At 58.5% G+C, this 26,905-nt stretch carries 16 protein-coding genes, 4 pseudogenes and 2 riboswitches; of the genes and pseudogenes, 10 read left to right on the top strand and 10 right to left on the bottom strand.

The genetic code is table 11. The features are described 5' to 3' along the window. Positions 1 to 89: 89 nt before the first annotated feature. Positions 90 to 1,427: a site-specific integrase gene (locus tag GLX_RS19285; protein ID WP_014106906.1), complete on the top strand. Its 1,338-nt coding sequence runs from the start codon at positions 90 to 92 to the stop codon at positions 1,425 to 1,427. Continuing rightward, on the top strand, positions 1,417 to 2,193 hold the full coding sequence (locus tag GLX_RS15350; RefSeq protein ID WP_014106905.1) for a segregation and condensation protein A: 777 nt from the start codon (positions 1,417 to 1,419) through the stop codon (positions 2,191 to 2,193). The genes GLX_RS19285 and GLX_RS15350 overlap by 11 nt, the downstream gene beginning before the upstream one ends. Before the next feature lie 288 nt (positions 2,194 to 2,481). Here the strand turns inward: GLX_RS15350 and GLX_RS15345 are convergent, their stop codons facing one another. The 5 genes and pseudogenes from GLX_RS15345 to GLX_RS15325 form a co-directional block, all read right to left on the bottom strand. Beyond that, positions 2,482 to 2,997: an RES family NAD+ phosphorylase gene (locus GLX_RS15345; RefSeq protein ID WP_050856178.1), complete on the bottom strand. Its 516-nt coding sequence runs from the start codon at positions 2,995 to 2,997 to the stop codon at positions 2,482 to 2,484. Beyond that, complete coding sequence (locus tag GLX_RS15340; RefSeq protein WP_014106903.1) at positions 2,952 to 3,761, bottom strand: IS5 family transposase; 810 nt, start codon at positions 3,759 to 3,761, stop codon at positions 2,952 to 2,954. Before GLX_RS15340 ends, GLX_RS15345 begins: the two co-directional genes overlap by 46 nt. A 199-nt stretch (positions 3,762 to 3,960) precedes the next feature. After that, positions 3,961 to 4,515 (bottom strand): hypothetical protein, encoded by a 555-nt coding sequence (locus tag GLX_RS15335; protein ID WP_041247921.1) that lies wholly within the window; start codon positions 4,513 to 4,515, stop codon positions 3,961 to 3,963. A 277-nt stretch (positions 4,516 to 4,792) separates the two neighbouring features. After that, positions 4,793 to 10,006, bottom strand: coding sequence for a DEAD/DEAH box helicase (locus GLX_RS15330; protein WP_014106901.1), 5,214 nt, complete (start codon positions 10,004 to 10,006; stop codon positions 4,793 to 4,795). A 143-nt stretch (positions 10,007 to 10,149) separates the two neighbouring features. Beyond that, positions 10,150 to 10,656: pseudogene (locus GLX_RS15325) on the bottom strand (SOS response-associated peptidase); the annotation flags it as partial. Positions 10,657 to 10,920: 264 nt separating this feature from the next. On the opposite strand from GLX_RS15325, the pseudogene GLX_RS15320 reads away from it, so the two are divergent. The 4 genes and pseudogenes from GLX_RS15320 to GLX_RS15305 form a co-directional block, all read left to right on the top strand. Then, a pseudogene (locus GLX_RS15320) lies at positions 10,921 to 11,697 on the top strand (ImuA family protein). Beyond that, positions 11,597 to 13,135 (top strand): Y-family DNA polymerase, encoded by a 1,539-nt coding sequence (locus GLX_RS15315; RefSeq protein ID WP_014106898.1) that lies wholly within the window; start codon positions 11,597 to 11,599, stop codon positions 13,133 to 13,135. Before GLX_RS15320 ends, GLX_RS15315 begins: the two are co-directional and overlap by 101 nt. Further along, a pseudogene (locus tag GLX_RS18750) lies at positions 13,132 to 16,014 on the top strand (IS110 family RNA-guided transposase); the annotation flags it as partial. The gene GLX_RS15315 and the pseudogene GLX_RS18750, both read left to right, overlap by 4 nt. Positions 16,015 to 16,400: 386 nt before the next feature. Further along, a pseudogene (locus GLX_RS15305) lies at positions 16,401 to 17,750 on the top strand (helix-hairpin-helix domain-containing protein); the annotation flags it as partial. A gap of 114 nt (positions 17,751 to 17,864) precedes the next feature. Here GLX_RS15305 and GLX_RS15300 read toward each other — a convergent pair. After that, complete coding sequence (locus GLX_RS15300) at positions 17,865 to 18,197, bottom strand: DUF6525 family protein (protein ID WP_014106895.1); 333 nt, start codon at positions 18,195 to 18,197, stop codon at positions 17,865 to 17,867. Further along, positions 18,190 to 19,422, bottom strand: a complete 1,233-nt coding sequence (gene zigA / locus GLX_RS15295; RefSeq protein WP_014106894.1) for a zinc metallochaperone GTPase ZigA — start codon at positions 19,420 to 19,422, stop codon at positions 18,190 to 18,192. The genes GLX_RS15300 and zigA overlap by 8 nt, the downstream gene beginning before the upstream one ends. A gap of 68 nt (positions 19,423 to 19,490) precedes the next feature. Between zigA and GLX_RS17685 the strand changes: the two genes are divergently transcribed. Next, positions 19,491 to 20,078: a DUF1826 domain-containing protein gene (locus GLX_RS17685; protein WP_014106893.1), complete on the top strand. Its 588-nt coding sequence runs from the start codon at positions 19,491 to 19,493 to the stop codon at positions 20,076 to 20,078. Positions 20,079 to 20,592: 514 nt separating this feature from the next. Here the strand turns inward: GLX_RS17685 and GLX_RS15285 are convergent. After that, positions 20,593 to 21,372 (bottom strand): CbtA family protein, encoded by a 780-nt coding sequence (locus GLX_RS15285; protein WP_050856181.1) that lies wholly within the window; start codon positions 21,370 to 21,372, stop codon positions 20,593 to 20,595. Positions 21,373 to 21,388: 16 nt separating this feature from the next. Next, positions 21,389 to 21,601, bottom strand: coding sequence for a CbtB domain-containing protein (locus GLX_RS15280; protein WP_023524197.1), 213 nt, complete (start codon positions 21,599 to 21,601; stop codon positions 21,389 to 21,391). Positions 21,602 to 21,930: 329 nt separating this feature from the next. Continuing rightward, a riboswitch (cobalamin riboswitch) is annotated at positions 21,931 to 22,162 on the top strand. 156 nt (positions 22,163 to 22,318) lie between these two features. On the opposite strand from GLX_RS15280, the gene GLX_RS15275 reads away from it, so the two are divergent. From GLX_RS15275 to GLX_RS17680, 3 genes are all read left to right on the top strand, one after another. Beyond that, positions 22,319 to 23,956, top strand: a complete 1,638-nt coding sequence (locus GLX_RS15275; RefSeq protein ID WP_014106891.1) for a carbohydrate porin — start codon at positions 22,319 to 22,321, stop codon at positions 23,954 to 23,956. A 148-nt stretch (positions 23,957 to 24,104) separates the two neighbouring features. Then, positions 24,105 to 24,338, top strand: a riboswitch (cobalamin riboswitch). Between the two features lie 311 nt (positions 24,339 to 24,649). After that, the gene (locus GLX_RS15270) at positions 24,650 to 25,378 is read left to right on the top strand and encodes a uroporphyrinogen decarboxylase/cobalamine-independent methonine synthase family protein (RefSeq protein WP_231850456.1); all 729 of its coding nucleotides are present in this window, start codon (positions 24,650 to 24,652) and stop codon (positions 25,376 to 25,378) included. A 21-nt stretch (positions 25,379 to 25,399) separates the two neighbouring features. Continuing rightward, complete coding sequence (locus GLX_RS17680; RefSeq protein WP_014106889.1) at positions 25,400 to 25,627, top strand: Rieske (2Fe-2S) protein; 228 nt, start codon at positions 25,400 to 25,402, stop codon at positions 25,625 to 25,627. 58 nt (positions 25,628 to 25,685) lie between these two features. Here GLX_RS17680 and GLX_RS15265 read toward each other — a convergent pair. Then, positions 25,686 to 26,872 (bottom strand): IS3-like element ISGxy1 family transposase gene (locus GLX_RS15265; RefSeq protein ID WP_148268689.1). Its coding sequence is split into 2 segments (ribosomal slippage): positions 25,686 to 26,614 and positions 26,614 to 26,872, totalling 1,188 coding nucleotides; the frame shifts between segments, so codons are not numbered across the junction. Positions 26,873 to 26,905: the final 33 nt, after the last annotated feature.

The following is a 26,905-nucleotide window of genomic DNA, read 5'->3' as shown; positions in this document are numbered from 1 at the left end:
GCTGAGGGTGGACAGGCTGCCCGCTTCGGGCGCCTGTCCGCTGCTGGCCCGCAGGGCGTTCGGGGCCGAAAACCGGGGATCCGATCAGAATGGCTGAGACCGGCCGACCGCTGCAGGCGGCGCGGCCGCCGACCGGGCTATCGCCGGCCACGGCGCGGGCTTACGCAGCGTCGTGGCGCGCCTTTGTCGGCACCCTGCCCGCCGATAGCGGCTTTCCGGTCGGCCCTGTGGCGGTGGCAGCGTGGCTGGAGGCCCGGGCCAAGGCCGGACGGCCGCGGCAGAGCCTGGTGGTGGATCGCGCGGCGCTGACGGCGTGGTGTGCCGCCAATGGCGAGGGGCTCGATGTCGCCCTGCCCGCTACGCGGGTGCGCCGGACCGGGGCCGGGGTCGATGCGGCTTCCCTGCTGGCCGCCGCGCGACGTTGCGGCCCCGATTTGCCCGGCCTACGCGACCGGGCTTTGCTGTTGCTGGCGGCCACGCTGGACATCGGCGCTGAAGCGCTGGCCCGGCTGACGGTGGAAGACATCAGCGACACGACAGACGGCATGACCGTCGCCCTGCTGCGGCCCCGGTCCGGGCGTCATCAGTTGCGTCGCCTGCGGCGGCGTCGGGATCCGGCCGTCTGTCCGGTGCGGTCCTGGGCGGCCTGGCGCGATGCGGCGCAACTGCGCTGGGGGGCAGCGTTCCGGGGGATCGATGCGCACGGCACGGTCGGGGATCCATTGTCGGTGCCAGGGATCCGGTTCGTGCTGGACCGGGCGCTGGGGTGCCCGGATCGGCCGTCCCCACGGGCGCGCCGGACAAAATCGGGATCCCCGCCAGAGTCCTCAGTCCGGACGGCAGCGCGTCAACGCATGCTGAGACCGACCCCAGACTGGATCCGGACAATGCTGACGGTGAGCGGTCCGGTAGACGAAGTGGCCCGGTTCCGGCTGGCGGCCCAGGGTCCGGGGATCATTCCCTGGCAGGTGGATTTCGACTACGAACAGGCACGCCTGCTGGCGCCGATGGCGGGGCAGGGCGCGCAGGCAGTGACGCTGGCCCGGCTGCTGCGCCAGGCATCCGAACGCCTGCATCGGATCGCCCTGCAGCACCAGGCGGCAGGCACGCCGTCATGCGCGTTTGACCTGCACCGGCTGGTACCGGTTCCAGGGGCCATTCTGGAAGCAGGAGCGGACTCCCGCGTGGCGGCAGCCTGGCTGCAGGCACAGTGGGGCACGCTGCTACCGTTGCGCCGGGTGGAGGTTGAAGCGATGTGCGACCAGCGCGCGCGCCGCAGTGCCCGGCTGGTCTACCGCTTCTGGTCGGCGGAATGGACACCGTGGCAGGCGCTGGACCGGGTGCGGACGGACTGGCCAGAGCTGGTTTTCGACATCCAGCCGCAGTACGCGCGCACTGATGCCGGGAAGGCCACCAATGCCGCCTGACGAGGACGAAGACTGGGGTGATCCGCCGCGTCGGTTGCCGCGTCCAGCGGTGCCGGAATTCCATGTCGAGGGGTTTGACGGGCCGCTGGACCTGCTGCTGGATCTGGCGGAACGGCAGCGCCTGGATCTGGGCATCTTGTCCATTGCGGACCTAGCGGCCCAGTTTGTGGATGAGGCGGAGCGGCTGGCCCAGACCACGCCACTCATGCAGCGCGCGGACTGGGTGATCTGGATCGCCCGGCTGGTATTCCTGCGCTCGCGGCTGCTGTTTGCCACGCAGGCGGAAAAGCAGGTTGCCGAGAGCGAGGCACGCCGGACGGCGGACCAGATCGAGGGGTTGTTGCAGATGCGCGCGGCAGCGGACTGGCTGGAGGCGCGACCGCAGCTTGGCGTGTCGGTTTTTACGCGGGGCGGAACAGACGTGGATCGTAGTGTTTCTGTACGGAAGGGGACGTATTTCAGTCTGATGGAAGCCTGCCTTGGTGCGCTGGAACGGGAATTGGCACGGGTCGAGACATCCGTCCCGATTTATCGGATCGATATGCCCTCCTACTGGCGTGTGAGCGATGCATTGGTCCTTATGCGTGAGAAAATAAAGAATGGAACCTTTCGAAGCATATGGGACTGTGTTCCTGCGATGGCGTCTACCAAACCTGAGGGAACCATTGGTTGTCGAACGGCTGTGGCTGCGACATTTGTGGCCGGGCTGGAATTGGTGCGCCAGGGAGACGCGTCGATCGATATGGTCGTGTTTCCCATGGCATGATGTTAGCGATTGCAGACTCTTTGGAATGAGCGGGACAACGCCACGATGGAATGGTGTGCACGGCAGCCGAAGGCAGCACAAGCGCAGCGATATGCCGCTCTGCAACGTAGCGGCAGCCTTTTCCCTGTTCTAGAGAATTTCTTGGCTTTCGTTGTATCCTATGACCTCAAAGAGGTCGGCATCTGGGGCAATAGTGCCGCATTGACAATATGTTGCTGTCCGAACTGTACCGCCGCCTCAAGCTGCGCGTGTCGTGGCAGTTCTTCAATGACCGTTGCTTCCGACTACTCACTCTCTGATGGCCACCTGAAAGAGATCGAGAATATCTTCGAGTGCGAAGATTCCATGAAGATTCATCCTAGCAGCTTCCGATAGTTTTGGAATGGCACGTTCGAAGATTGCCAGATTGATTTCCTCATTCAATCGGGAGGGATAGAGAATACCGTCAGGTTTGGCAGGATGGTTATGGAGTGCGAGTGACCATTGGCGCGCGGGACGCTGGTCCGACCCGCCGACTACATCGCTGGGAATGCCCATCCTTAAGGGATTGTCGCTCCGCAGATCGACAACCCGCAAATCAGTGACCACCACGATCTCTGCATAATCACGGTCGGTGATTTCCTGCTCGGCGAGCAGAAGCTCTCCGATTACGCCATCACGACTGTCGCGCAGGATGGCTTCCACGAAACAAACCTTCAGGGTGCTGCCGACATAAAGAACCCCAAACCGCTCAGGTGGCGGCAGATCCCTAGAGGGTGTTATGCACCTTGAGCGAGTATAGCGGCGTTTCTGAGCATGAAACATGCGAAAGCGACGACATGGAGACTTGCGAGGGTTGAAGCGTAACGCTCGTAGTCCTTGACGAGCCTGCGGCATCGTGTGGCCCATGCGAAAGACCGCTCGACGACCCACCGGCGCGGCAGCAGGACAAAGCCGCGCTTGGCTTCGGGCAACTTGACGACTTCGAGTGCGATACCGTGCGTGCGAGCCGCCTCGTCTGGTTTTGAGCCCGTATATCCCTGATCGACATAGGCCAGTTCGACGCTTTCGTCAGTGGCCTCCTGAATGGCAGCGGCGAGGCGTCCGACCTCGGCGCGATCATCCCGATTGGCTGGCGTGACATGCAGGGCCAGCAGGTGGCCCAGCGTATCCACAGCCATATGCAGCTTCGAGCCCCGTTTGCGTTTGGCCCCGTCGTAACCGGCGCGAGGCCCGCTCTCGGGTGTCGAACGTAATGTCCGGCTGTCGAGGATGGCTGCAGTGGGTTCCGGCAGGCGACCAGAAGCCATGCGCAAGACGGCACGTAGATCGCAGGCCAGCGTCTCGAAGCAGCCGGCATCCATCCAACGACGAGACTGCTGATAAACCGCCGACCACGGCGGCAGATCGTTTGGCATCGCGCGCCAGGCAATCCCGTAGCGGATCACGTAGCGCAACCCGTTGAACAGTTCGCGCAGATCATGCCGCCGCTGTTCCGCGTCCTCTCGCATCAGGACCAGATACGGAACGACCAGAGACCATTCTTCGTCTGATACATCAGAGGGATACGGTTTGCGTGCGGGTGCCATCCCTCATTACTGCACCAATCAGGAACGAAAGTACATAACACCCTCTAGGATCGCTGAACCGGCTCTCGTTCTTGCCGAAACCCAGAGTGTCCGAAAACCGCCGCAACAGAATGCGCCCATAACGGGTACCGGCTGGTACTGTTGTCATAGCGAGGTCAGCTTGGTCGAAGTTGCTGGGGGGTAGGCTTGCGGACGACATTTACGCGAAGGTGCCCTCGGCGATACTGGCCGCGACCGAGAGGACGCGTTTATCTTCTCCTTTCTCCAAGGCCGCGATTGCAGTCCGTCCTTCGAGTTCAGGGTGCTTCTGGGTAAGGAACCGGTAAATGGTCCACGGACTGTCGCCAAGCGCGGTAAACAGGTTCGGGATGATAGTGAACGGACGACCGTCGCGATCGAGTTGCCAGGTCGGGTAACGATAACCGCGCGTCGGGCCTTCGAGGCCGATCAACTGGCGAGCGTGCCGACGGGCATTCACCGTGACACGGGTTGTTCCCATGCGCCGCGCCAGTTCTTCCGCCGTCACCATATCCTCACGGGCAAGAATGCTGGCGGCCAGCGCCTTGCCACGCGCCTTCGCGCGCGCCAGACCGCTACCGGACGTGCGCTCCGCCGCTTGCGTGCCTGCAATGTCCTGATTCTCTGGAGGATGCACAATCCGAACTGTACCTTCGGGCGTGACTTCGACTGAAAAGCGGACGCCACGTCCTGTTTTCCGGGTCTCCGCCAGCGCGTGGCCGAGATTTTCGATCACAGAGCGTGCTGTTCCCACCTGTCTGGCGACAGATGTCAGCGCAGTGCGTCCGACAGGAATAGAAACGGGTTGCACGCCGCGTGCGCTGAGAACCACAGCGCCGCTACGCGTTTTCGCCGCAAGACGGCGCGATTTTGTGGTGAAAGAGGATGCAGTTGCTCGGGGTATGGCGTATCTCCTGCCGTATACTCCTCATTTTCGATAAATCTGTCAAGTCCGATAAGTTCGTAAAGGTATGGCATTTAATGTCATGCTTTCATGACCTGTTAGCAGCCTGTCAGTTGTCCAGAATTTCCAGGGCTGGAAGATTCTTCACAATCTTCATGGTTTCCAGGCTGATCGTGATGACACGCAGGAACAGGTCCAGCGGATAGCGGGGGTCGTTCATGGTTTCGATGGCCCAGTTATTGGCATCATTGACGATACCGCTGGCCTTGTCGGTCTTCACGCATTGACGTTCCACGACCCAGTCGAGGGCAGGCTTGCCGTTCACCACGTAGTCGTAGGCTTCCAGAGGGATACCTGTGATAGTGATGCGGTCATTGTAATGCAGGATGGTTTTGTTCTTGCCCTTGCCATATTTCATCTGTGTCACCCGATAGTTGTCGGGTGACAGTGATCCTTTACCGTAGTCAATCTCCACGCCTTCATAGATGTGTTGGCTATCAAAATTTACGTGCATTTCGCCCAACCTGCGACCAGCATCCGAGAAGGCTTTGAAGGCTTCATATGTCTTCATGCGGGGAATGCGGGGCAGTTCCTTTCGCAAGGTATCCGCGTAGCGTTCCCGATATTCGGGCGAATGCAGAAGGCCATAGACATAATAGAACAAGTCTGCCTTGCTGATTTCCTTGCCCGGATAGGCATCCTGAAAGTGCTTCAATCCCTCATCTGTGATGGCTTCGCGTCGTACAAGACGTGGTTGAGAAGGTGTCTGTTCAAATAGACTGCCTTGGGAAGTGTTCATTGGCTGTCCTCCGTTTCGTAAAGAAACATCGGAAAGCATTGGCCTCCGTGTAGAAGGTGCAGGTCCGGAGTGCAGGATATCATCATTGTTGAGAAAGGCCGGTCTTCTCCCGGACTGGCTATGCAAATAACAAGATTCTTCTCTTGTACTTCTGCTGTTGACCGAGTATAATTGTCCTGTCCTGTCCTGTCCTGTCCTGTCCTGTCCTGTCCTGTCCTGTCCTGTCCTGTCCTGTCCTGTCCTGTCCTGTCCTGTCCTGTCCTGTCCTGTCCTGTCCTGTCCTGTCCTGTCCTGTCCTGTCCTGTCCTGTCCTACTTCTTCATATAAATATTCAGAAAAGCATTGTGTTCCACCATCACTTTGCAAATCTGGGACAGACTTGCTCATGAGTGCAAACTGACTGTCATCATTCTGGCGTTGCTTAATCATAATCACTCTATTATCCGCCTTAGCGCTAGGAAACAGTCGAGGCATCTGGTAAATCATGTCGTTAATCTGCCGGTCAAAGTACATCCACTGACAGAAAAATGGCCGGTAAACCGATTTTACGACATGCTCAGGGTTAAATAATGCTGGCTTATCTCGGGTAAAATCCTGAAGCAGTGAACGATTCCAGCTTATCTTTCGTGGATCACTATCGACAAAATTTTTGGCCTTTTCTAATCGTTCTTTTGAAGATGCATCAGGGTATTCATTCTGAAATCGTTCTCGTTCCGAATTATACACATCAATCATGGACCGCATATCTTCGGTTAATACTTGATGGGATGAATTGTAGCACCATGCGTCACGGGCTGTTGCAACGCCACGGGAAAACAGACTGAACAGCACAGGTCCCGCATCCTTATCCTTGCTCCCAATGGCAATAAATTTTCCAAAGCTGTCATCCCGTTGCCGTAGCCAGTCGCCATGTTCATCCGGCGTGATTGTCTGCCACAGGTCTTCGCCAGTCAGGCCATTGATGCTGGCCAGTTCCTGAATACGTTTCAGCTTCTGCTCACGGGTCAGATAATCCCCAATATCGTGGAACAGAATACGACCCTGTTCCTTTGCATTTGGATTCTTGACCATGAGGGAAATGGCAATCGGCGCCCGGCTTCCAGCATCGAATATCTTTCCACCTTCTTTGCGAGATGTTTCCCCTGATGTACGCTGGTTCCCCCGCAGATGAAACACATGGATGGAGGAAAATTCTTCGGCCAGACACTGACGCAAACCATTTGCCGTATTGGCATCCAGAAAGCCTGCGTTGGTCACGAAACCGATGACGCCACAATCCCCAATGCGGTCAGATGACCAGCGGATGGCGCGGATATAGCTGTCATACAGGGCGCGCTTGTTCGTGGCGCTGGACCGTTCCGCATAGGTCTTCGCAATCCGTGTATCCAGGGTGGGATAGGTCACATTCTGGTTGTTGTCGTTTCCGCTTTCCTGCCCGACCGAGTAAGGCGGGTTCCCCATGATGACACGGATATCCAGCTTTTTCTGTTTGCGGATGCGCCGATTGTTATCTTCCAGGGTTGAACTCACCAGATCATGCGGTTCGTTCAGCCTGAAGGTGTCCGTCAGGCAGATACCCTCGAAGGGTTCATATGTCCCGTCCATCAGATCGGAGAACGAGGCCTCGATATTGATGGAAGCGATATAATAAGCCAGCAGGACGATTTCGTTAGCGTGCAGTTCCTGTCGGTATTTATGGAGCATCTGCTCCTTCGTAATCAGCCCGCTCTGCAATAACCGAGTGATGAATGTGCCCGTGCCCGTAAAGGGGTCCATGATATGGACACCCTTGCTCCCGAGGGTCTGACCGAACTCGTTTTCCAGCACGTCATTGATGGAACGGATGATGAAATCCACCACCTCAATAGGCGTGTAGACAATACCCAGGCGGTCCTTCAGGCGTGGGAAGGCTTTCTGAAAAAAACCGTCATACAGTTCCTTAATGACCTTCTGGCGGCCGTAGGAGGTATCAATCCCCGAAGCCCGTTCACGGACGCTGGTATAGAATGCCTCCAGCCTGTCGGTTTCTTTGTGCAGGCTATGCCTGTCCAGCGCATCCAGAACTGTCTGCATGGCTCTGGACATAGGGTTGTCGCCAATGAAGCTATGGCCGGAGAACAGGGCTTCGAACACGGGGCGGGTGATGAGATGTTGCGCCAGCATCTCGATGACTTCGTCCTCGCTGATGCTGTCGTTCAGTTCCGTCCGCAGGTCTGACGTGAATTCCTTGAACGAGGTCCGGGCTTCCACGTTGTTGGGATTCTCCAGAATGGTTTTGATGCGGGTGATGTGGGTCTGAGCAATTTGGGCAATATCGTCGGCCCAGTCTTCCCAGTGATGGCGGTTGCCGACCTTCTTGACGATTTTGGCATAGATAGCCCGTTCGATTTCCCCGACTTCAAATTGCAGGGTTTCCTGCCTGTCGTCGTCAGGGAATGAAGCCTTCTTTCCAATTTTGTAGGACGAATGGGCTTTCTGGGCTGTGCCTGTTGTCAGGGCCTTTGTCTTGGCCGTGATCTTCTTCGTGACTGCGATGACTTCCATGCGGGATGTGTCAGGTCTGGCCTGAAGATCCATCTTGTTGACCATGTGATCAAAACGGTCATCGTGAGAACGCAGGGCCTGAAGCACCTGCCAGACCACCTGATAGGTCTTGTTGTTATCCAGAGCCTGGTCTGGCTCAACCCCAGCCGGGATAACTACGGGCAGTACGACATAGCCGCGCTTCTTACCAGGTGCGACCCGCATCACACGGCCTACGGACTGGACCACATCCACCTGTGAATTCCTGGGGGTCAGGAACAGGACTGCATCCAGCGCCGGCACGTCCACCCCTTCCGACAAGCAACGGACATTGGACAGAACCCGACATATGCCTTCCGGGGTCTCGTCCTTCAGCCAGGCGAGTTTGCCTTCCTTTTCGCTGGCGTTCATCCCGCCATCGACGTGTTCGGCTTCGCAGATCAGACGGGCTTCAGGTTCAATGCCTTCCTGTTCCTGATATTCCTCCACGACCTGCTGGAACATATCGGCAATCTGGATGGAACTGACCTTGGGTGTTCTGCCCTTGTAGTCAGGAGAAATGACCTGGCAGAAGGCGACGGCCCGCTTCATCGGTTCGGGGACAGTTGTCCCTTCACGAGGCAATCCGCCCGTCGCCAGCGCCTTCCAGCATCCGACAATTTTGGAGGCATCGGAGACGGTCAGCCCGTTATCGGGATCATCCAAGAGCTTCTGGACGCTACGGCTGACGGTTCCTTCGTCAACGGCCAGCACGATGACCTTGTAGTCCACCAGCAGTTTGCGCCGAACGGCCTCGGAGAAGGTGATGACATGGAACTCAGGCCCGTAGATGGCCACATTGTTCATGCCATAGACAGTGGCTCCTTCCTTTTCGGCCTTTTCCTGCGCCACATCGCCGTAAATACGCGGGGTGGCAGTCATGTAGAGGCGGTGACTGCCAGCCAGATAATCCTGGTTATGGACGCGGACGAAGGCGCTATCATTTTCCTCCCCCCCGAAAGTGACCCCTGTTGTCCTGTGCGCTTCATCGCAGACGATCAGATCGAACTCGGGGAGGTCATGCTCCTTCTGGGCACGGCTGATGACATCGATGGAATGATAGGTCGCGAACACGACCGTCATATGCGCGTCGTCATGCCGTTTGGCATGTTCGGTCGCCAGACGGCCGGGACTGGTGGTTGCCGGGTAGCGGATTTCGTGGATGTTGACCTTAATCTCGTCGTCGTTCTTCGCCTTCTTTTTCCCCACGTCACTGTCGGAACAGACCGCGAAGCTGTGGAGCGGAACCTGGCTTTCCTGGGTCCATTCGGTCAGGGTCTGGGACAGCAGGGAGAGGCTGGGGACGAGAAACAGGACACGACCACCGGCACCGACCTGCTGTTCCGCGATTTTCAGGCTGGTGAAAGTCTTGCCCGTCCCGCAGGCCATGATCAGACGGCCACGGTCATGGCACTTGAAGCCTGCCAGAACCCGGCGGATAGCGGTTTCCTGATGCTCGCGGGCTTTCTTCTGCGCCCGCAGGATAGGCGCAATCTTGGGCTGATATTGCGACCAGTCAATCAGGCTGGTTTCCAGGTCATACAGATCAATCTTGCTGACGGGCGGATGCTGGTCCGCAAGCGATGCCTCGGCATTGTCGGTCCAGTGGTTGGTCGTGGCGACAATGATACGTCGGGCAAAATGCTTTTTTCCCGAGGCGGTGAAAAAGCTGTCGATATCCTGTTTGCTAATACGATGGGACGAGGCATAAAATTTACATTGGATAGCATGGTATTCGCCGGTTCCCCGCGTTCTGGCGACCAGATCGATACCCGTGTCTTTCGCGACATAGCCTTCTTCGGTTGCCCAGTCCTTGTATGTCCATACCTGGTCATACAGGTCCGCGTAGCTCGGCTCTGTCCGCAGATAGCAGACAATCAGTTCCTCGAAGTAGGTCCCTTTCTCGCGCTCTGTGACGGATAGATTTCTATAGGTATCAAGCAGTTGGGAAAGCGCGGACATAATCGGGCAAGCCTTTGGACGGTCTGAAAATCACGTCTGGCCAGATTAACCTTTGCCACAGGGATGGGGAATAGGGCCTATTGACGAGAGGTTTTTCCAGACTGACGTGGACATGATTCAACGCTGGTCTTTGCAGAAATCTATGGATGAATGGCGCCCACCTCCCGATTGGCAACAGTGGTTAGGAAGCCGAACAGGTCATCCGTCGTCTCGCCATCGGCCAGTTTCCGCACTGACGTCCATTGGCACCAGATCCCTGCAAAAAAAGCCAGAGGCTCCCCATCGCTGCGGGCAAACCAGACGGGCCTACTAGTCCCATCCGGCAGGCGCTCCGGTTCAGAAAAAGACGTGAGCGGCACCAGGCAGCGATGCGCCACACCTTCCCAGCGCTTCCACCAGGTCGAGGTGGGATTGCGGATATTGGTCACACCCCGATCGACCCTGTGGCCTTTCAGGTAGCCCGGCGGGGTCGGCATGCCCCAGCGTGCCATGACCAGTTCCCGCCCATCCGGCGCGTTCCGCACGATGGGCGCCATGGTGTTGGGCCAGATCTCGGGCAGGGGCCGGAGATTGCCGGTGCGGTCGGTCATGACCCGGGCCGCCTCCCGGATCGCCTGCTGGCTGCCGGTCATCGCATAGAGGTTGCACATCACGCCGTCCTTTCGCGAGTCCGGATATGGGTGTCCTGCCGGGCAGTATCCACCCTGCAGGAAGGGGATGGCCGGACTGTTCCTGATAAACCCCTCCAATCCAGACAGTTTTCATCGAGCCTGGACCGTGTGACAGGCCTGTGCCCGCGTCCGGATCACGGCCGCTTTTCCAGAATGGGTTGACATTCGTCACTGTACCAGAACAAATAACGAACACAATCGCTGATTCCGTGTCAGAAACACCCGAATGGACTGTCCACCCCTATGCCCGCACCCGAACCCCGTCCCGCGCTGGAGGCGCTAAGAGCACAGGTCAGTCGCCTCGAAGGCCAGGGCCGGCGCAGACGGGGCGTGCTACCCTTCGGTGTGCCCGAGATTGACGGTCGCCTGCCGGATGGTGGCCTGGCGCTGGGCGCGCTGCATGAGGTGGCAGGCGGCGGCCATGACGCCCTGAATGCAGCGGCATCCGGGCTGTTTTCTGCCGGGATCGCAGCCCGGACACGCGGAAAGGTGCTGTGGATCGCCACCCGTCAGGACCTGTATGCCCCGGCACTGCAGCAGGTCGGCCTGTCGGCGCGACGGACCATCTATGTCGCGGCCAGTTCGGACGTCGATGTCCTGGCCTGTTTCGAGGAAGCATTGCGCCATCAGGGGCTGGGCGCGGTTGTCGCCGAGGTCGCCCGCCTGTCCATGACAGCGTCACGCCGCCTGCAGCTGGCGGCCGAGACATCCGGTGCGCTGGGCATCGCCATACGGCGCTGACGGCGACAGACGGATGCGGCCGATTTTGGCCAGCCCACGGCTTCGGTTACGCGGTGGCGCGTCTCGGTCCTCCCATCCGTGCCGCTGCCAGTGCCCGGCGTCGGCCGGTCCCGCTGGCTGCTCGAACTGATCCGTGCCCGCGCGGGCGAATGCGCCGATTTCGAAGTGGAGGCCTGTGATGCCAAAGGGAGACTGGCACCGTGTCGTCTCGCTCTACCTGCCGCTCTGGCCGACAGACCGGCTCAGGAAGCGGCTGGGCGGCGACGCGCCCGCGCCTGACTGCCCATTGGTGCTGGCCGGACGGGAAGGGCGGCGACGGGTCGTGCTGTCGGTCGATCTCGCCGCCCGTAGGCTGGGTCTTCGCCCCGGCACGCCTGTCGCGAAAGCGCAGGCGCTTCATCCCGATCTGCTCATCATGGACGCCGACCCGGACGGTGACCGGGCTGGACTGGAGCGGCTGGCGCTGTGGTTCCAGCACCGCATCGCTCCCATCGTGGCCCCCGATCCGCCAGACGGCATCGTGCTGGATACGACCGGTGCCGATCACCTGCATGGGGGCGAGGCCGTCATGCTGGAGAACATGGTCACCCGCCTGAAGGAGTCCGGGATCACGACCCGGGCAGCCATTGCCGATACATGGGGTGCGGCCCATGCGCTGGCGCGCTATGGCCGGGGACGCATTACCCTCGTGCCGCCCGGTGAGACGGCGGCAGCGATCACTGATCTGCCCATCGAAGCCCTGCGCCTGCCAGCGGACATCATCGATGGCCTCCATGGGCTGGGCGTGTCACGCATCGGCCCGCTGGCCGGCATGCCACGCGCGCCGCTGGCCCTGCGCTTCGGTCCGGATGTCGCCCGCAGGCTGGACCAGGCTTTCGGACGGCAGGCGGAAGCCATTGTCCCGGTCCGGCTGCAGGCACCGGTGCAGGTCAGCCGGAGCTTTGCCGAACCGATCAGCGCCGCCGAGACCATAGCCCGCTACATCACCAAACTCGTACCGCCCCTGTGCGCCGGGCTGGAGGAACGCGAGCAGGGTGTGCGCCGCCTCGACCTGCTGCTGCACCGTGTGGACAGCCGCACCGAGGCCGTCCGTGTGTCCACGGCCATGCCGGTGCGGGATGTCAGACGCCTGACCCGTCTGCTCTGTGACAGGATCGAGACCATCGATCCGGGCTTCGGAATCGAGCGCATGGTGCTGACCGCGTCGCTGGCCGAGCCGATCCTCCACCGCCAGGGTGTCTCCACCCTGATCGAGGAGGAAGAAGCAGACGTCTCCGACCTGATCGATACCCTGGCCAACCGCGTCGGCACACAGGCCCTGTATCGCTTCGCCCCGGTGGAAAGCGACGTGCCAGAGCGAGCCGTCTGCCGCGTGCCCGCCCTTGCAGCCGAGGATGGAAAGGAGTGGCCGGATCACTGGCCACGCCCCACCCGCCTGCTGCCCCGTCCCGAGCCGATCCAGACCATGGCGGTGCTGCCCGACCATCCACCGGTCTTCTTCATCTGGCGCGGCATCCGCCGCCGGATCAGGTGCGCCGATGGCCCCGAGCGGGTCTTTGGCGAATGGTGGAAAGGGGATACCGAACTGACCACCGTGCGGGACTATTTCCGGGTGGAAGACACCAGCGGGGAAACATTCTGGGTTTACCGGACCGGGGATGGCGAACATGGTGAAACGGGTTCGCAGGGCTGGTTCCTGCACGGTTTCTTTGAATGAGCATGCCATACGCCGAACTGCAGGTGACGACGTATTTCTCGTTCCTGCGCGGCGCATCCTCACCGATTGAACTGTTCGAGCAGGCGAAGGCCCTTGGCATTGAAGCGCTGGGCATCTGCGACCGCAATTCCCTGGCGGGCATGGTGCAGGCCCATGTCGCGGCCAAAGAGACCGGCATCCGCCTGGTCGTGGGCTGCCGTCTCGACCTCGCCGATTTTGCGCCCGTGCTGGTCTACCCGACGGATCGGGCCGCCTATGGTCGCCTGTGCCGGCTGCTCACCCTTGGCAAGGCCCGGGCCGGGAAGGGGCAATGCCATCTGCTCTGGGAAGATCTGGTAGCATGGGGCGACGGGCTCCTTGTGATCCTGCTTCCGGATACGGCGAATGATGCCTGTGCCCTGCAGCTTCGCAAGCTGAAGGACGCCTTTGCCGACCGGGCCTATATGGCACTGACCCTGCGGCGCCGGCCCAATGACCAGATGCGGCTGTATGAACTGGCGAACCTGGCCCATCAGGCGCGGGTGCCAGCGGTCGCGACCAATGACGTGCTGTTCCACACCCATGACCGGCGCATCCTGCAGGATGTGGTGACCTGCATCCGCAACCACACCACCATCGACGAGGCCGGGTTTGCCCGTGAACGCCATGCGGACCGCTACCTCAAGCCGCCCGCGGAAATGGCGCGGCTGTTCAGCCGCTATCCCGAAGCGGTAGCCCGGACCATGGATATTGTGGAGCGCTGCCGCTTCAGCCTTGATGACCTGGCCTACCAGTATCCCGATGAGGTCTCCGTCCCCGGCCAGACGCCGCAGCAGGCGCTCGAAGCCCTGACCTGGAAAGGGGCGGCAGCGGCCTATCCCGAAGGCATTCCGCCCGAGGTCAGGAAAACCCTCGACCATGAACTCGCCCTGATCGGGCGCATGGACTATGCACCGTATTTCCTCACCGTCCACAGCATCGTCCGTTACGCCCGCTCACAGGACATCCTGTGCCAGGGGCGGGGATCGGCGGCCAATTCCGCTGTCTGCTACGTGCTGGGGATTACCGCCATCGATCCGGCACGGACGTCGCTGCTCTTCGAGCGGTTCGTCTCCGAAGAGCGCCGCGAGCCGCCCGATATCGATGTGGATTTCGAACACGCGCGCCGGGAGCAGATAATCCAGTGGATTTATGGTCATTATGGCCGTAACCATGCGGCCCTTACCGCCGTGGTGACGCGTTATCGTGCGAAAGGGGCGTTGCGTGATGTCGGCAAGGTCATGGGCCTGCCCGAAGACCTGATCCGCACCCTGTCCGGCCAGATCTGGGGCTGGGGGCGCAAGCTGGATGAGGGCGCGCTGGATGAAACAGGGATCGATATGTCCGACCGGCGCATCCGGCTGACGCTGGATCTGGCGCGCTGCCTGATTGGCGTGCCGCGCCACCTGTCGCAGCATCCCGGCGGGTTTGTCCTGACCCATGACCGGCTGGATGAGCTGGTGCCGATCGAACCGGCGGCCATGGACGCTCGCCAGATCATCGAATGGGACAAGGACGATATCGATGTCCTGAAATTCATGAAGGTCGATGTGCTGGCCCTTGGCATGCTGACCTGCATGAAGAAAGGGCTGGACCTTCTGGCCGAACACAAGGGGCAGCGTTACACGCTGCAGACCATCCCGGCCGAGGACCCACGCACCTACGCCATGATCCGGAAGGCCGACACGATCGGGGTGTTCCAGATCGAGAGTAGGGCGCAGATGTCCATGCTGCCGCGTCTCAGGCCCCGGGTGTTCTATGATCTGGTGATCGAGGTGGCCATCGTCCGGCCCGGTCCCATCCAGATGGGGTGGACGGCCTCCATGCGACATCAATGTGCCATGATGAGGTCGGAAGACCATTCAGAGGAGACCGCCCGGATGAAAGTTACCATAATCGGCCTGGATATCGCCAAGTCTGTTTTTCAAGTGCATGGCACGGACGCAAGCGGAAAATGTCTGCTCAAGAAGAAACTCGGGCGGAGTGAAGTTATCTCATTCTTTGAAAAGCTGGAGCGCTGCCTGGTCGTACTCGAAGCCTGTAGCACGTCGCATCACTGGGCTCGTGTCATCCGTGACACCGGTCATGAGGTAAAACTCATTCCCCCTGAAATGGTCAAACCATTTGTCAAACGTGGCAAGAAAAACGATGCTGTTGATGCCGCCGCGATTTGTCTTGCCGCGATCCATCCCGACACGCGCTTCGTCCCGATTAAAAATCGGGAGCAGCAAAGCCTGTTATCGCTGCACTCAACTCGTACCCTTCTGGTCAAACAGCAAACGATGCTGGTGAATGCGTTGCGTGCACTTGCAGCGGAATTCGGTTTGATTGTTCCCCTTGGAAATGCCCGTCTCCCCGAACTTCTGGCGAAAATCGAAACCTCATCCAATCTGCCTGATGCCCTGAAACAGACAACCATGCTGCTCTTTGAACAGTATGGTCGACTGAACGAAAGCATAGAAAACCTGGAAGGAGGTATCCGGACACATGCCAAACAGGATGAAGATGCTCGCCGTCTTTTGACCATCCCGGGCATTGGTCCGGTAACCGCCTCCCTGATTGTCGCGTCTGTTACCGATATTGGGGCCTTCGATACGGCCCGGCACTTCGCAGCCTGGCTTGGTCTCGTACCGCGCCAGCATTCATCGGGCGGAAAAACCCGATTGGGCAGAATTACCAAAACGGGCAACCGGGAAATAAGAAAGATGCTCGTTCTGGGCGCAACATCCATGCTTTACCGCGCACAGAAATGGGATAGCGCTGCGGGAGTATGGCTTTGCAAGCTTCTGGAACGTCGCCCGGGCCGTCTGGCAACCGTGGCGTTAGCCAACAAGCTGGCCCGGATCATCTGGGTTTTGTTGTCGCGCAAAGAGATCTATCGTCCGGCCGGTCGCAGTGTCGCTATAGTCTGACATGTACCACCAGGATGATGGATACCGGAATAAGCTCCGGTAGATCCGGCAGTATGCACTGACCGCGTGATGGGAAAGACTGTAATCAGAAGCAGTTCAGGCAATACCGAATGTCCCCATGTGCCATTGAGCACGAGATCCAGATTGGTGCCTGACACGCAAGCGAACACCCATGATGGCCAGCGAAGGATTTCGCATAAACAGGCCGGACATAAGGGCGCATCTGACCGGATCTCCACATCATGACAGTATCAGTGCATTTCGCTGGAGCGAAAATACGCAGAAGAAAGATACGACAATGCAATCAATGTGACCTCTTGCATCGTAAAGGCCGTCCACATAAGGGCGACATGGTGCATCCCTACCTGCGCCGACGGGCCGGGCAGGAGAAAGAAATCTACCCGACGCCGGAACTCGAGAAGGTGCTCAGGAAGACGCTGGGCATTCCGCTGTTCCAGGAACAGGTGATGCAGGTGGCCATGGTCTGTGCCGGGTTTTCGGCGTCCGAGGCCGACCAGCTGCGCCGCGCCATGGCGACGTTCAAGAATACCGGCACCGTCTCGCGCTTCCGCACGCGCCTGATCGAAGGCATGACGGCGCGGGGCTATCCCGAGACCTTTGCCAAACGCATCTTCCAGCAGCTTGAGGGGTTTGGCAGTTACGGCTTTCCCGAAAGCCATGCCGCCAGCTTCGCCATCCTCGCCTATTCATCATCCTGGATGAAATGCACCCATCCGGATGTGTTTCTGGCAGCACTCCTGAACAGCCAGCCGATGGGCTTCTACGCCCCGGCCCAGCTTGTGCGCGATGCGCGCGAGCACGGGGTCGAGATCCGGCCGGTCTGCATCAACGCCTCGCGCTGGGACAGCACGCCTGAAGGCCCGGAGCGGGATGACGGGCTGTTTGCCGTCCGTCTGGGCATGAACCTGGTGAAAGGGCTGGCCAATGAGGATGCGGCCCGGATCGTAGCCGCTCGGGGCGACCGGCCCTTCGCCTCGGTCGATGATTTGTGGCGCAGGGCAGGGGTGAAGGGGGCAGCCCTGACCCATCTGGCCGAGGCGGACGCCTTCCGGCCGGGACTGGGCCTAGCCCGGCGCGAGGCGCTGTGGGCGATCAAAGCACTACGTGACGAACCCCTGCCGCTGTTTGCCGCAGCCGCCGTCGTGCGTGAAGCGGAAGAACCCGACGTGCTGCTCCAGCCCATGCGGGACGGGGCTGAGGTCGCGCGCGATTACAACCGTACCGGCCTGACCCTGCGGGATCATCCCGTGGCGTTCCTGCGCCCTGATCTCATCGAACGCGGGATGGTGACGTGCCGGCAGGCCTTCGAGGCAAGGGACAGGAGCAGCCTGTCGGTGGCTGGACTGGTGCTGGTCCGCCAGCGACCCGGTTCGGCCGAGGGCGTGGTGTTCATGACGTTGGAGGACGAAACGGCGGCGATCAACGTGATTATCTGGCCCGACATGTTCGAGCGCTTTCGTCGTGTGGTCCTCTCAGGCCAGATGCTGGGGGTTGTGGGGCGGTTGCAGAAGGAAGGGGAGGTGGTGCATCTCGTGACGCGTGAGATTGTGGATCTGTCCTTCCTGCTGGCCGATGTGGGAAATCGGTCGTTGCACGATTTCTCCGACCCTGAGCAGGGTCGCTTGCGAGAAAATATCGTGGTTAAGGCACGAAATTTCCATTGAACGCTCTACAGGCATAATCGTCCCAACGGGCAGCATCGGGTTATTTTTCAGGCTCGCGATCCCGATGAGGACGATCCCTGAAGATACGAGTGCCATGACAGTAAAATACTGATTTTACCTCAGCACTGACACGCAGGCTGCATCATGCGGCAGGACCGTGCCGTAGGTTTCGCTGTAGCGTGACGCAAACGCTTCCCGCTCCAGTCTCTCGCAATAATCAAGATACCGGATCAGGGCCCGCTCGGCGCGCATCGTGCGTCCATAAAGCCGTTTATAATGCTGCCAGAGCATCATGACGTTGACCGACCAGGCATCATAGGCATGCGCAGCCACCCGTTGGCGGATTGCTGTGGGCAGGGCGTCAAAGGCTGCCCATTCATCACCCGCATACCGTCGCCACATCTCGTGTCGTAATGTTCGTTCGTTATAGGCCTTTACCTTACGCATCTACCATTTCTCCCTGCCCCCAGACCGGAAATGGATCAGGCAGATGGGCGAAGGGCAGCGGATCGAACCGCTCCATATTCAAATCGGGCACAAGGCAGGCATCCAGAGCCGCACGAAGGGCAGCTTCGTCCATCTCTGCCGTACCGATAAACACGATCTCCTGTCGGCGATCCCCATAAACCGGGTCCCATTTCGACAGGATCATGTCGCGCCATTCATCGCTATCCGGCCACTGACCTCTGGGTATCGTCACCCACCAGCGTCCCGTTGCCTGCGTGCGGACCAGTGCACCGGCCTGCCCCAGTTCGCCCACCCAGTGCGGGCGGGTCGCCAGCCAGAAATGGCCCTTGGCCCGGATCACGCCCGGCCAGGAAGAGTCGATAAAGGCCTTGAACCGTTCCGGCACCAGCGGGCGGCGGGCACGCCAGACGAAAGTGTGGATGCCATATTCCTCGGTCTCGGGAACATGGTTATGGAATTCGAACAGTTCCTTGTACCATAGTGGATGCTTATGGGCCCGGTCATAATCGAACCGGTGTGTATCCAGAATGCGCGCGCAGGGCACGACGCCCTGATCGGTTTCGATAATATCCGCATCGGCATTCAAAGCCTGAATGACCTGCCGCGCGGCCTCGCGCTGCGCCGGTGTGGCGGTCGAGACCTTGTTCAGCACCACCACATCGGCAAATTCGATCTGTTCGACCAACAGGTCAACCAGTGCCCTGTCATCCTCCTCGCCTGCCGTCTCGCCCCGGTCGCGCAGGAAGTCCGTCGAGGCGTAATCCTGCAGCAGGTTGACGGCGTCCACTACCGTGACCATCGTATCGAGCCGCGCAATGTCAGATAGGCTTTCGCCCGCTTCATCACGAAACTCGAATGTCGCTGCAACCGGAAGTGGTTCGGCAATCCCTGTCGATTCAATCAGAAGGTAATCGAAGCGGCCTTCTTCCGCGAGCCGCCGCACTTCGTGCAGCAGGTCGTCACGCAGCGTGCAGCAGATGCAGCCATTGCTCATCTCGACCAGCGTTTCATTTGTTCGGGACAGATCGCTGCCGTCGCGCACCAGATCGGCATCAATGTTCACGTCGCTCATGTCATTGACAATCACCGCGACTTTCCGGCCTTCGCGGTTATTGAGCACATGGTTGAGAAGCGTCGTCTTCCCGGCTCCCAGAAAGCCGGAAAGAACCGTTACCGGAAGTCTTTCGCGCATGACGGACACCATTCATTCGGTTGCGATCCACCAAACTTATATGGTACGTTATAATATAACAATCCCTAAAGGACCTCGACATGAGACCGGCCTGCCCGACCCGTCAGCGCCCTGTCATTCCGGCACCGTTCCAGGACATTGACAGAAGTGAATGTTTCATCGTTCAGGAAGAGCGCCACACAGGGCAGGAGATCATGCAGGCCGCAGCATTGTGGAATGCCCATGGCCCGGACCTGTTTCTCAGTCGGGGCACTATTGAAATTCTTGAAATCGAGTTGCGGACTCACTTACCGGCAGGCACGCAGGCGCTTGCTGACGACGCCCTGAATCTTGCCTGTCGTTATCAGCGCCTGTCGGGCACGGCCGAAATCCGCTTCCGGCTGGAAAAGGTCAGACACGACAGTTGCCGCCGCTTTCATGTTGACCATGTTCCGTTACGCCTCCTGTGCACCTACACTGGCCCTGGGGTTCAATGGAAACATGCTGACAGCGAGATCATCCATGATACGCCAGCGTGCTGGATCACCCTTCTGAAAGGGCGGTTATATCCCGGCTGGTCGACAAAAGGGGCAGTACTGCACCGTTCGCCGCCCATCTCGGATCTCCCGGTTCCTGTTACGCGCCTGCTTCTGACCCTTGACCATCCGGACGCGTGTGGCATGGGATGACAATGACGCCTTAACGCCGTAGCATTCAGGTTGCTTTCGGCTATGATCGCCAACGCTCTTACCCGACAGCAGGGCGAACTGTCGGTGTGATGGACAGCCCGAGTCATGGTTAAATCGTATCAGCATGGGCCGATCGCTCCTTTGTTTGGAACGATGAACTGTGGCGTAGCGCCGATATGAAGGTGGCGGGCATAGTGTCCATGACACTGAAGCACGAAACAGCGACGCGTGATATTATTGTCGGGCTTAATATTAGTCTGTAGTTTTGTCAGGGCAAATGCCGGGTTTTGGACTGCTTGCGGAAAGAAAAGGGAAGGGCGCCATCTGGTCGCGAGATTGTCGCCCTTTCCTACGCCTGTTGGCGCATGGGGAAATCGGCAACCGAAAACAGTACGTTGTGATGGATATTGGCGAGTTCCCCATAAATATCGCGGAAAAATCTCGTAATTGTCATTGAGTATCTGGCGTGACTTCAAGTCAACGCCAGTTCTCACGTTTTTAACTTCAAGCCATTTTAATGGGCATTAAGCTGAATGTTAGCGCCATTACGATATCCAAACCGGTTTCGATTTGCATATTCAGTAAAGGCACCGAAACCCAGACCCAGTGTGGTCCACATGATGATCTGCATGCCTAAGGAATCAATCCTGAAATTCCAGAGCAAATCAGCAGGGAAATTAGAGGGGACTTCATTAACCGCAGGAAGTAACTCGCCTGTTGTAAAGACAATCAGAATATAACACGCGCCTGCAAGATAAGTTGATGTCCATGCATTATATTGCTGACGTAAGCGTCCCTGAAGCATTGTGGCTGCGATCATCCCCAGTAGGGAGACCAGCATCATTATAAAATACAATTCTGTCCGCATGCCAATTGTATCCGGGTTTCCTACAGATGGCGGGTTGGCAGGATACTTGATGCTTGGCACCATATATACTGCAATAATCCCGGTTATCGCCAGCAGAACAGACACAACACGAGAGTCTGTGCTTTTCATGCGCCCATTTGCATAAGAAAATACAAGAGCGAAAAGGCCGCCAAACGCTGTCGAGTAAACCATTACACCTGTGAGCAATCCGTAACTGGCTTGAAGTTTCCGGCTTACAAGTTCCGGCTCTTCAACATCATGGATGCCTCGCTCCAGATCTGCCTTGGCTTTAGCCTCGTCCATGGCAGATTCAAATGCAATGGCATGATCCACCTGAGGTTCGCCAAACACTTTTGCGAAACCGAATACCAGAATGCCGGCCAAAAAACCGACGAGCATTCCGCGAATAAGTAGGGTGCGGACCATCATTCTGTTTTCCATGTCAGTGGCAGGGGAAACCCAGAAGATGGCGACTGTCATGCACCCACTCGTGCACATACATGCCAGGAATAATAGATGTCGCACCTTCTTCTGCGCCGACAAAATAAAGGGCCAGCAGCATCAGTAAGCCGAAAACCAACCACGGCGCTATCTCCCTGACGGGAATAGGCGCGGGAGAGGGGATAGCGTGGGAACCTAGTGCAGTATCAGACATTTTATACGACTCCTCAGGAAAAATGCGTCCTGTTTCGCTCGGAACGGAGCCATGCGCGGGTCTGACTTTCGGGTAGAAAATTGTGTTCTACACCTGCTTACAGTGGCGCAACCGTGCCGGGATTTCACCGGCTTCCGCGTTTATGGCCTGCAGGGGTATAATCTACTCTCCCTTAATCTAAAACTCCTAAAAGAGTATAGCCTGACATAATTTGACATGAACTACCACGGCCGCAGGTGAAACGCCGAAGCGCAGGCGGTCAATATCCATCAGGAAGGGATTTCTCTAATTATCCTGTCTTGCCTTTTTGGGGATAAGAATTTTATAACACTGTCTATCAAGTCGACGGTCCCGTGCGAACGGGTGAAAAGGGAATGTCGTATAACTCTGGCTGGGGCAATTTCCCCGGGAGTTCAGTCGACAGCTGCCCCCGCAACTGTAGACGGCGAGCATTGTGTCCTCAGCTACCAGATTGGGTAGCAGCCACTGACTTCGGTTGGGAAGGCGGATGCAACGTGGTGACCCGTGAGTCAGGAGACCTACCGTCGAGTTCAGATATGTCGCCGGGCGGGTGGAGCCGGAGGCGGATCAAGGCGTGATGCATTTTCTTCTTTGACGCTCTGTCGCGACGGCATGCGTGTTTGTTTCCCAGTCGGGAAATGACTGCATTCGGAATTGTTGCTCCTTTTCCCGACGCTTCCCCGACAGGCTCCCTCCATGACATTTCTTGACTCTCCGGGCGATACGCAACGCTCGGCTCGTGTGCTTTTTATCAATTCCACTCTGGTAGGAAGTCTCTTCGCATACTCAGCCGCTTATGCTCAGGCTCCTCAGACCCAGATCGAGGAAGATCGGGCGCGCCTTGGCAACTCCACTCCGCTGGTTGAGCAGATCGACCCAGCAACCATACGTGATTCGGAGCGCGCGCAAGCCGATGCTGCGGAGAAGGCGGCTGGTGACGATAAACTCGACACCAGTGGTAACCTGCTAGGCAATATGTGGGGCGCGCGGTCATGGATGTACAAGCACGGCATCAGCTTCGACATCCAGGAAGTCGATGAACTCTGGGGCAACGGGACTGGCGGTTCGGCTTCTGGTAATGATGGTGCAGGCGGATCAGGCACCGGCCCGTCCTACGACGGTGTAACCATGCCCACGCTGACCGTCGATACCGAGAAACTGTTCGGGCTGAAGGGGGGGCTGTTCAATGTCAGCGCACTGCAGACACGCGGGCGCTCGATCTCGCAGGACCATCTGGCCAATTTCAACCCTGTCAGCGGATTTGAGGCTGACCGTTCCACCCGCCTGTTCGAACTGTGGTACCAGCAGTCTTTCCTTGGCGGCAAGCTGGACGTAAAGATCGGCCAGCAGGATCTTGATACCGAGTTCCTGATCAGCGATTACGCCTCGCTTTACCTCAACGCCAATTTCGGCTGGCCCATGGCGCCCTCGGTCAACCTGTACGGCGGCGGGCCGTCCTGGCCGCTGTCGTCTCCCGCCATCCGGATCCGCTACCGGCCGAGCGAGAAGTTCACCTTCATGTTTGCCGCAGCGGACGACAATCCGCCGGGTAACCGCTATAATTCTACCCCCATCCAGCAGGCTACCGGCTCCATCAGCGGCTATAATTCCGATCCCACCAGCCAGACCTATGATGGCGCCAACGGCACCAATTTCAACATGGGCACCGGTGCCCTGCTGATGACCGAACTGCAATACGCGCTTAACCCGCAGCCGGCCGACATGTCGAACGTGGCCAAGAATCCTGGCCTGCCGGGCGTGTACAAGCTGGGCGGGTTCTATGATACCGCGAAGTTCGCCGACTATCGTTACAACCGCAATGGCGGTTCGTTAGGAGCTGCCGTGGCCAACGCCACCGCAGCCACGCCACAAAGTGACCTGACCCCGCGCTGGGACCGGGGTAACTGGATGGTGTATGGTATCATCGACCAGATGATCTGGCGGCCGTCGCTCACATCGGCCCGCTCGGTGGGCGTGTTCGTACGCGCCACGGGTAATGGCGGTGATCGTAACCAGATCAGCTTCGCTATTGACGCCGGCCTGAATCTTAAGGCGCCGTTTAAGGGGCGCGATAACGACACGATCGGTCTGGGCTGGGGCATTGGTCGCGCCAGTTCCGGCCTGCGGCAATTTGACCGCGACAGTCAGACGCTTGTGCAGGGCAATGAAAACCATCTTGAACTGACCTATCAGGCGCAGGTTACGCCGTGGATGGTCATGCAGCCTGATTTTCAGTACGTATGGCACCCTTCGGGCGGCGCGCCGGATTGGACCGGTTTGCGCCGCGTAGGTGACGAAGCGATTTTCGGCCTGCACAGCAGCATTACTTTTTAAGTATAAATACACGAACAGAAAGTACTAATTTATATTATTGTTAAATCATATAAAACGTATGAATATGATAAGACGTAGAGTGTACTTGGCCGTCTGATCAGCATTGAAAGGAAAACATTGCTGAAAAGTGGAAGGTGGTGGCATATTCGCCTTCTATATAGTCAGTGGTTCCGTGCAAACGGATGAAAAGGGAACACCGTTCCGCTTCGGCAGGGTCCGTCCCGGAAGCCAGTCGGTGGCTGCTCCCGCAACTGTAAGCGGTATGGGGTCGTGTCGTCCATTTTCTGAGGGGAATGGGCCACTGTTGTGTCAGCAACGGGAAGGTAGACACGATCTGCGATAATCCGTGAGCCAGGAGACCTGCCACTGTCGATCTCACGGCCGCCGGGCGGGATGAACCGGAGGCAGGAGCACGGCTTTGCAGCACTGCATAGGCTTGCCTGTCGCTGAACGACACGGCACTTCCACAATTACAAACTGGCATGATGATGCGCAGACCTGCGGTGAACCCTCATGCTACTGACCGGGACGCTTGGTCTCTCGGGTTTTGATACCCCCGCATTGACCGCTTTGCAGCGGCGCACAGGCGTCTCGCATGTAGCGTCCAATTCCTGCCCGGATGACTGGCATCGCGTGTGGCAGACAGCACAGATGGTGGGTGTGGGGAAGGCTCCTCAGTGCGGCAGGAAGCGCATGCCCGAACTGACAGATCAGACGTTCTTCCACTTATGCAGCAATCCTGTCCGCGATGCATTTGTTGATGCATGGCAACGCGGGATCGCGACTGTGCCTGTGCTTCTAGGGCCAGTGAGCTTTCTTGCCGCATGTGACCGGACTGACGGCACGGACCCTGTCCTGTTGTTATTGAAGCTTCTTCCGGTGTACATCGAGATTCTACACGAACTCGCCACGGCAGGCTGTTTCTGGGTTCAGATTACGGAACCTGTCACAACGGCTGGTCCGATGTCGAAAGAACGCCAGACGGCGATGGAACTGGCATGGCGGAGCATGGCAGAGGTGGCATCCGGACATGCACTATCCCTCGTCTTCGTCGGGGGAGGAGGGGGCTTCTGGCGTAACCTGCCCCACGTCATGTCATTGCCGATGAATGGCCTTCATATCGATATGGTGCGCGGCGGCGCAGAACTTCCATCGGTGCTCTCTAATCTTAATCCGCGCTGTGACCTTCTTCTGGGAGTTGTGGACGGCCTGAATCGGATTCCAACGGATGTCTATAGCGCGATGCGATGGATAGATAAGATCCGTGCAGAATGTCTACGAAGGCGCGTGATTATTACACCGTCTACGACAATGCGTTTCACCAATAAGGACGGTAGGCAATTACCGCCTGAGGTTCACAATACACTTTCAGACTTGGCGAAGGTTCAACGTGCTTGCGTGGCGGCGACCTTCGTCCATTAACAAGATTTTGGAGGAATTGTCATGGGCATGACACATACTCTACTGCAACCTTTTGATCCGGACCACAATGCACAATGGTATCCCGCTTTGCGCAGTGCAGATCTGAGACATCAAAAAGCAATCGGGGTTTATTGCGGCAGCAGACCGGTTGTCATTGTCCGTCCAGAGGCAGGGCTGGTGTTCGCACTTGATGACCGGTGTACGCATCGTCAGGTACCACTCAGTCGTGGCGTGGTCAGCGGAACCTAGAGGTGGACCCGTCTGTTCGGACAGTTTTTGGGTTTGAATAAGCTATACCCGGTTGTTGTTATGCCGCCATTCTGACGGCGTTGCTGTTGGCCATCTGGTCCGGGGTTAACGCCGGACCAGATGGCGTCGGCGCGCCATGATACGCCTCATCAGGCGTTCGTCCAGCCAGGGCCGTATGGGGACGTTGCCCGTTATAATGGGTGATCCATTTCGTGAGCCCCACTCGAAGTTCTGATCCGGTCTCAAATGCGTGCAGGTAGACACATTCGTATTTCAACGACCGCCACAGACGCTCGATGAACACGTTGTCCAGCCAGCGCCCACGCCCGTCCATGCTAATGCGGATCTGACGTTCTTCCAGGATACCGGTAAAACGGGGCGTCGTGAATTGTGAGCCCTGGTCCGTGTTGAAAATCTCCGGGGTGCCGTAACGCATCAGCGCATCCCGAAGTGCCTCAATACAGAACTCCGCGTCCATCGTGTTCGACAGACGCCAGGACAGCACCTTGCGCGTGAACCAGTCCATGATCGCCACGAGATAGAGAAATCCCCATTTCATGGGAATATATGTGATATCGGAACACCAGACCTGGTTAGGTCGATCAATGACCAGATCCCGCAGCAGATATGGATATTTCCGATGCTCCGGATGGGGCACACTCGTGCGTGGCTTCTGGTAGATCGCCCGCAGGCCCATGATCGCCATGAGCCGGCGGACGCGTTTGCGCCCCACTTCATGTCCCAGGCGGCGCAGATGCCATGTCATCTGCCGCGAGCCATAATACGGCCTTTCCAGGAACTGGGCGTCGATCAGCCGCATCAACTCCAGATTGGCCTCACTCTGTGGCACAGACCGATAGTAGACGCCCGACCGGTTGAGTCGCAGCAGTGTGCATTGCCGGATTATCGGCAGACGCGCTCGCTTCGGGTCAATCATCTGCCGCCTCTGATCACGCCCAACCGAGCAGAGGCATCGCGTAAAAAATCCCGTTCCACGAGAAGCTCGCCTATCTTCGCGTGCAGTTTCTCCACATCAGCAGGGCTGACCGGGGGCTCAGACGTCGCTTTCCCGGAAAAGGTGGCCGCCATCCCCTCGATCGCCTGCCGTTTCCACTGGGCGATCATCGTCTGATGCACCCCATGTTTCGAAGCCAGTTCCGCCAGCGTCAGTTCCCCACGGATCGCTTCCAGGGCAACCCGTGATTTGAACTCCGCCGCATACCTCTTGCGCGTAACCTTGCCCATAAAACCCGTTCTCTCTCAGGTCGGATTATAGCT

This window comes from Komagataeibacter medellinensis NBRC 3288 (assembly GCF_000182745.2).
In the GTDB taxonomy this organism is placed as follows: domain Bacteria; phylum Pseudomonadota; class Alphaproteobacteria; order Acetobacterales; family Acetobacteraceae; genus Komagataeibacter; species Komagataeibacter medellinensis.
This window is presented reverse-complemented; position numbering and strand designations above follow the sequence as displayed.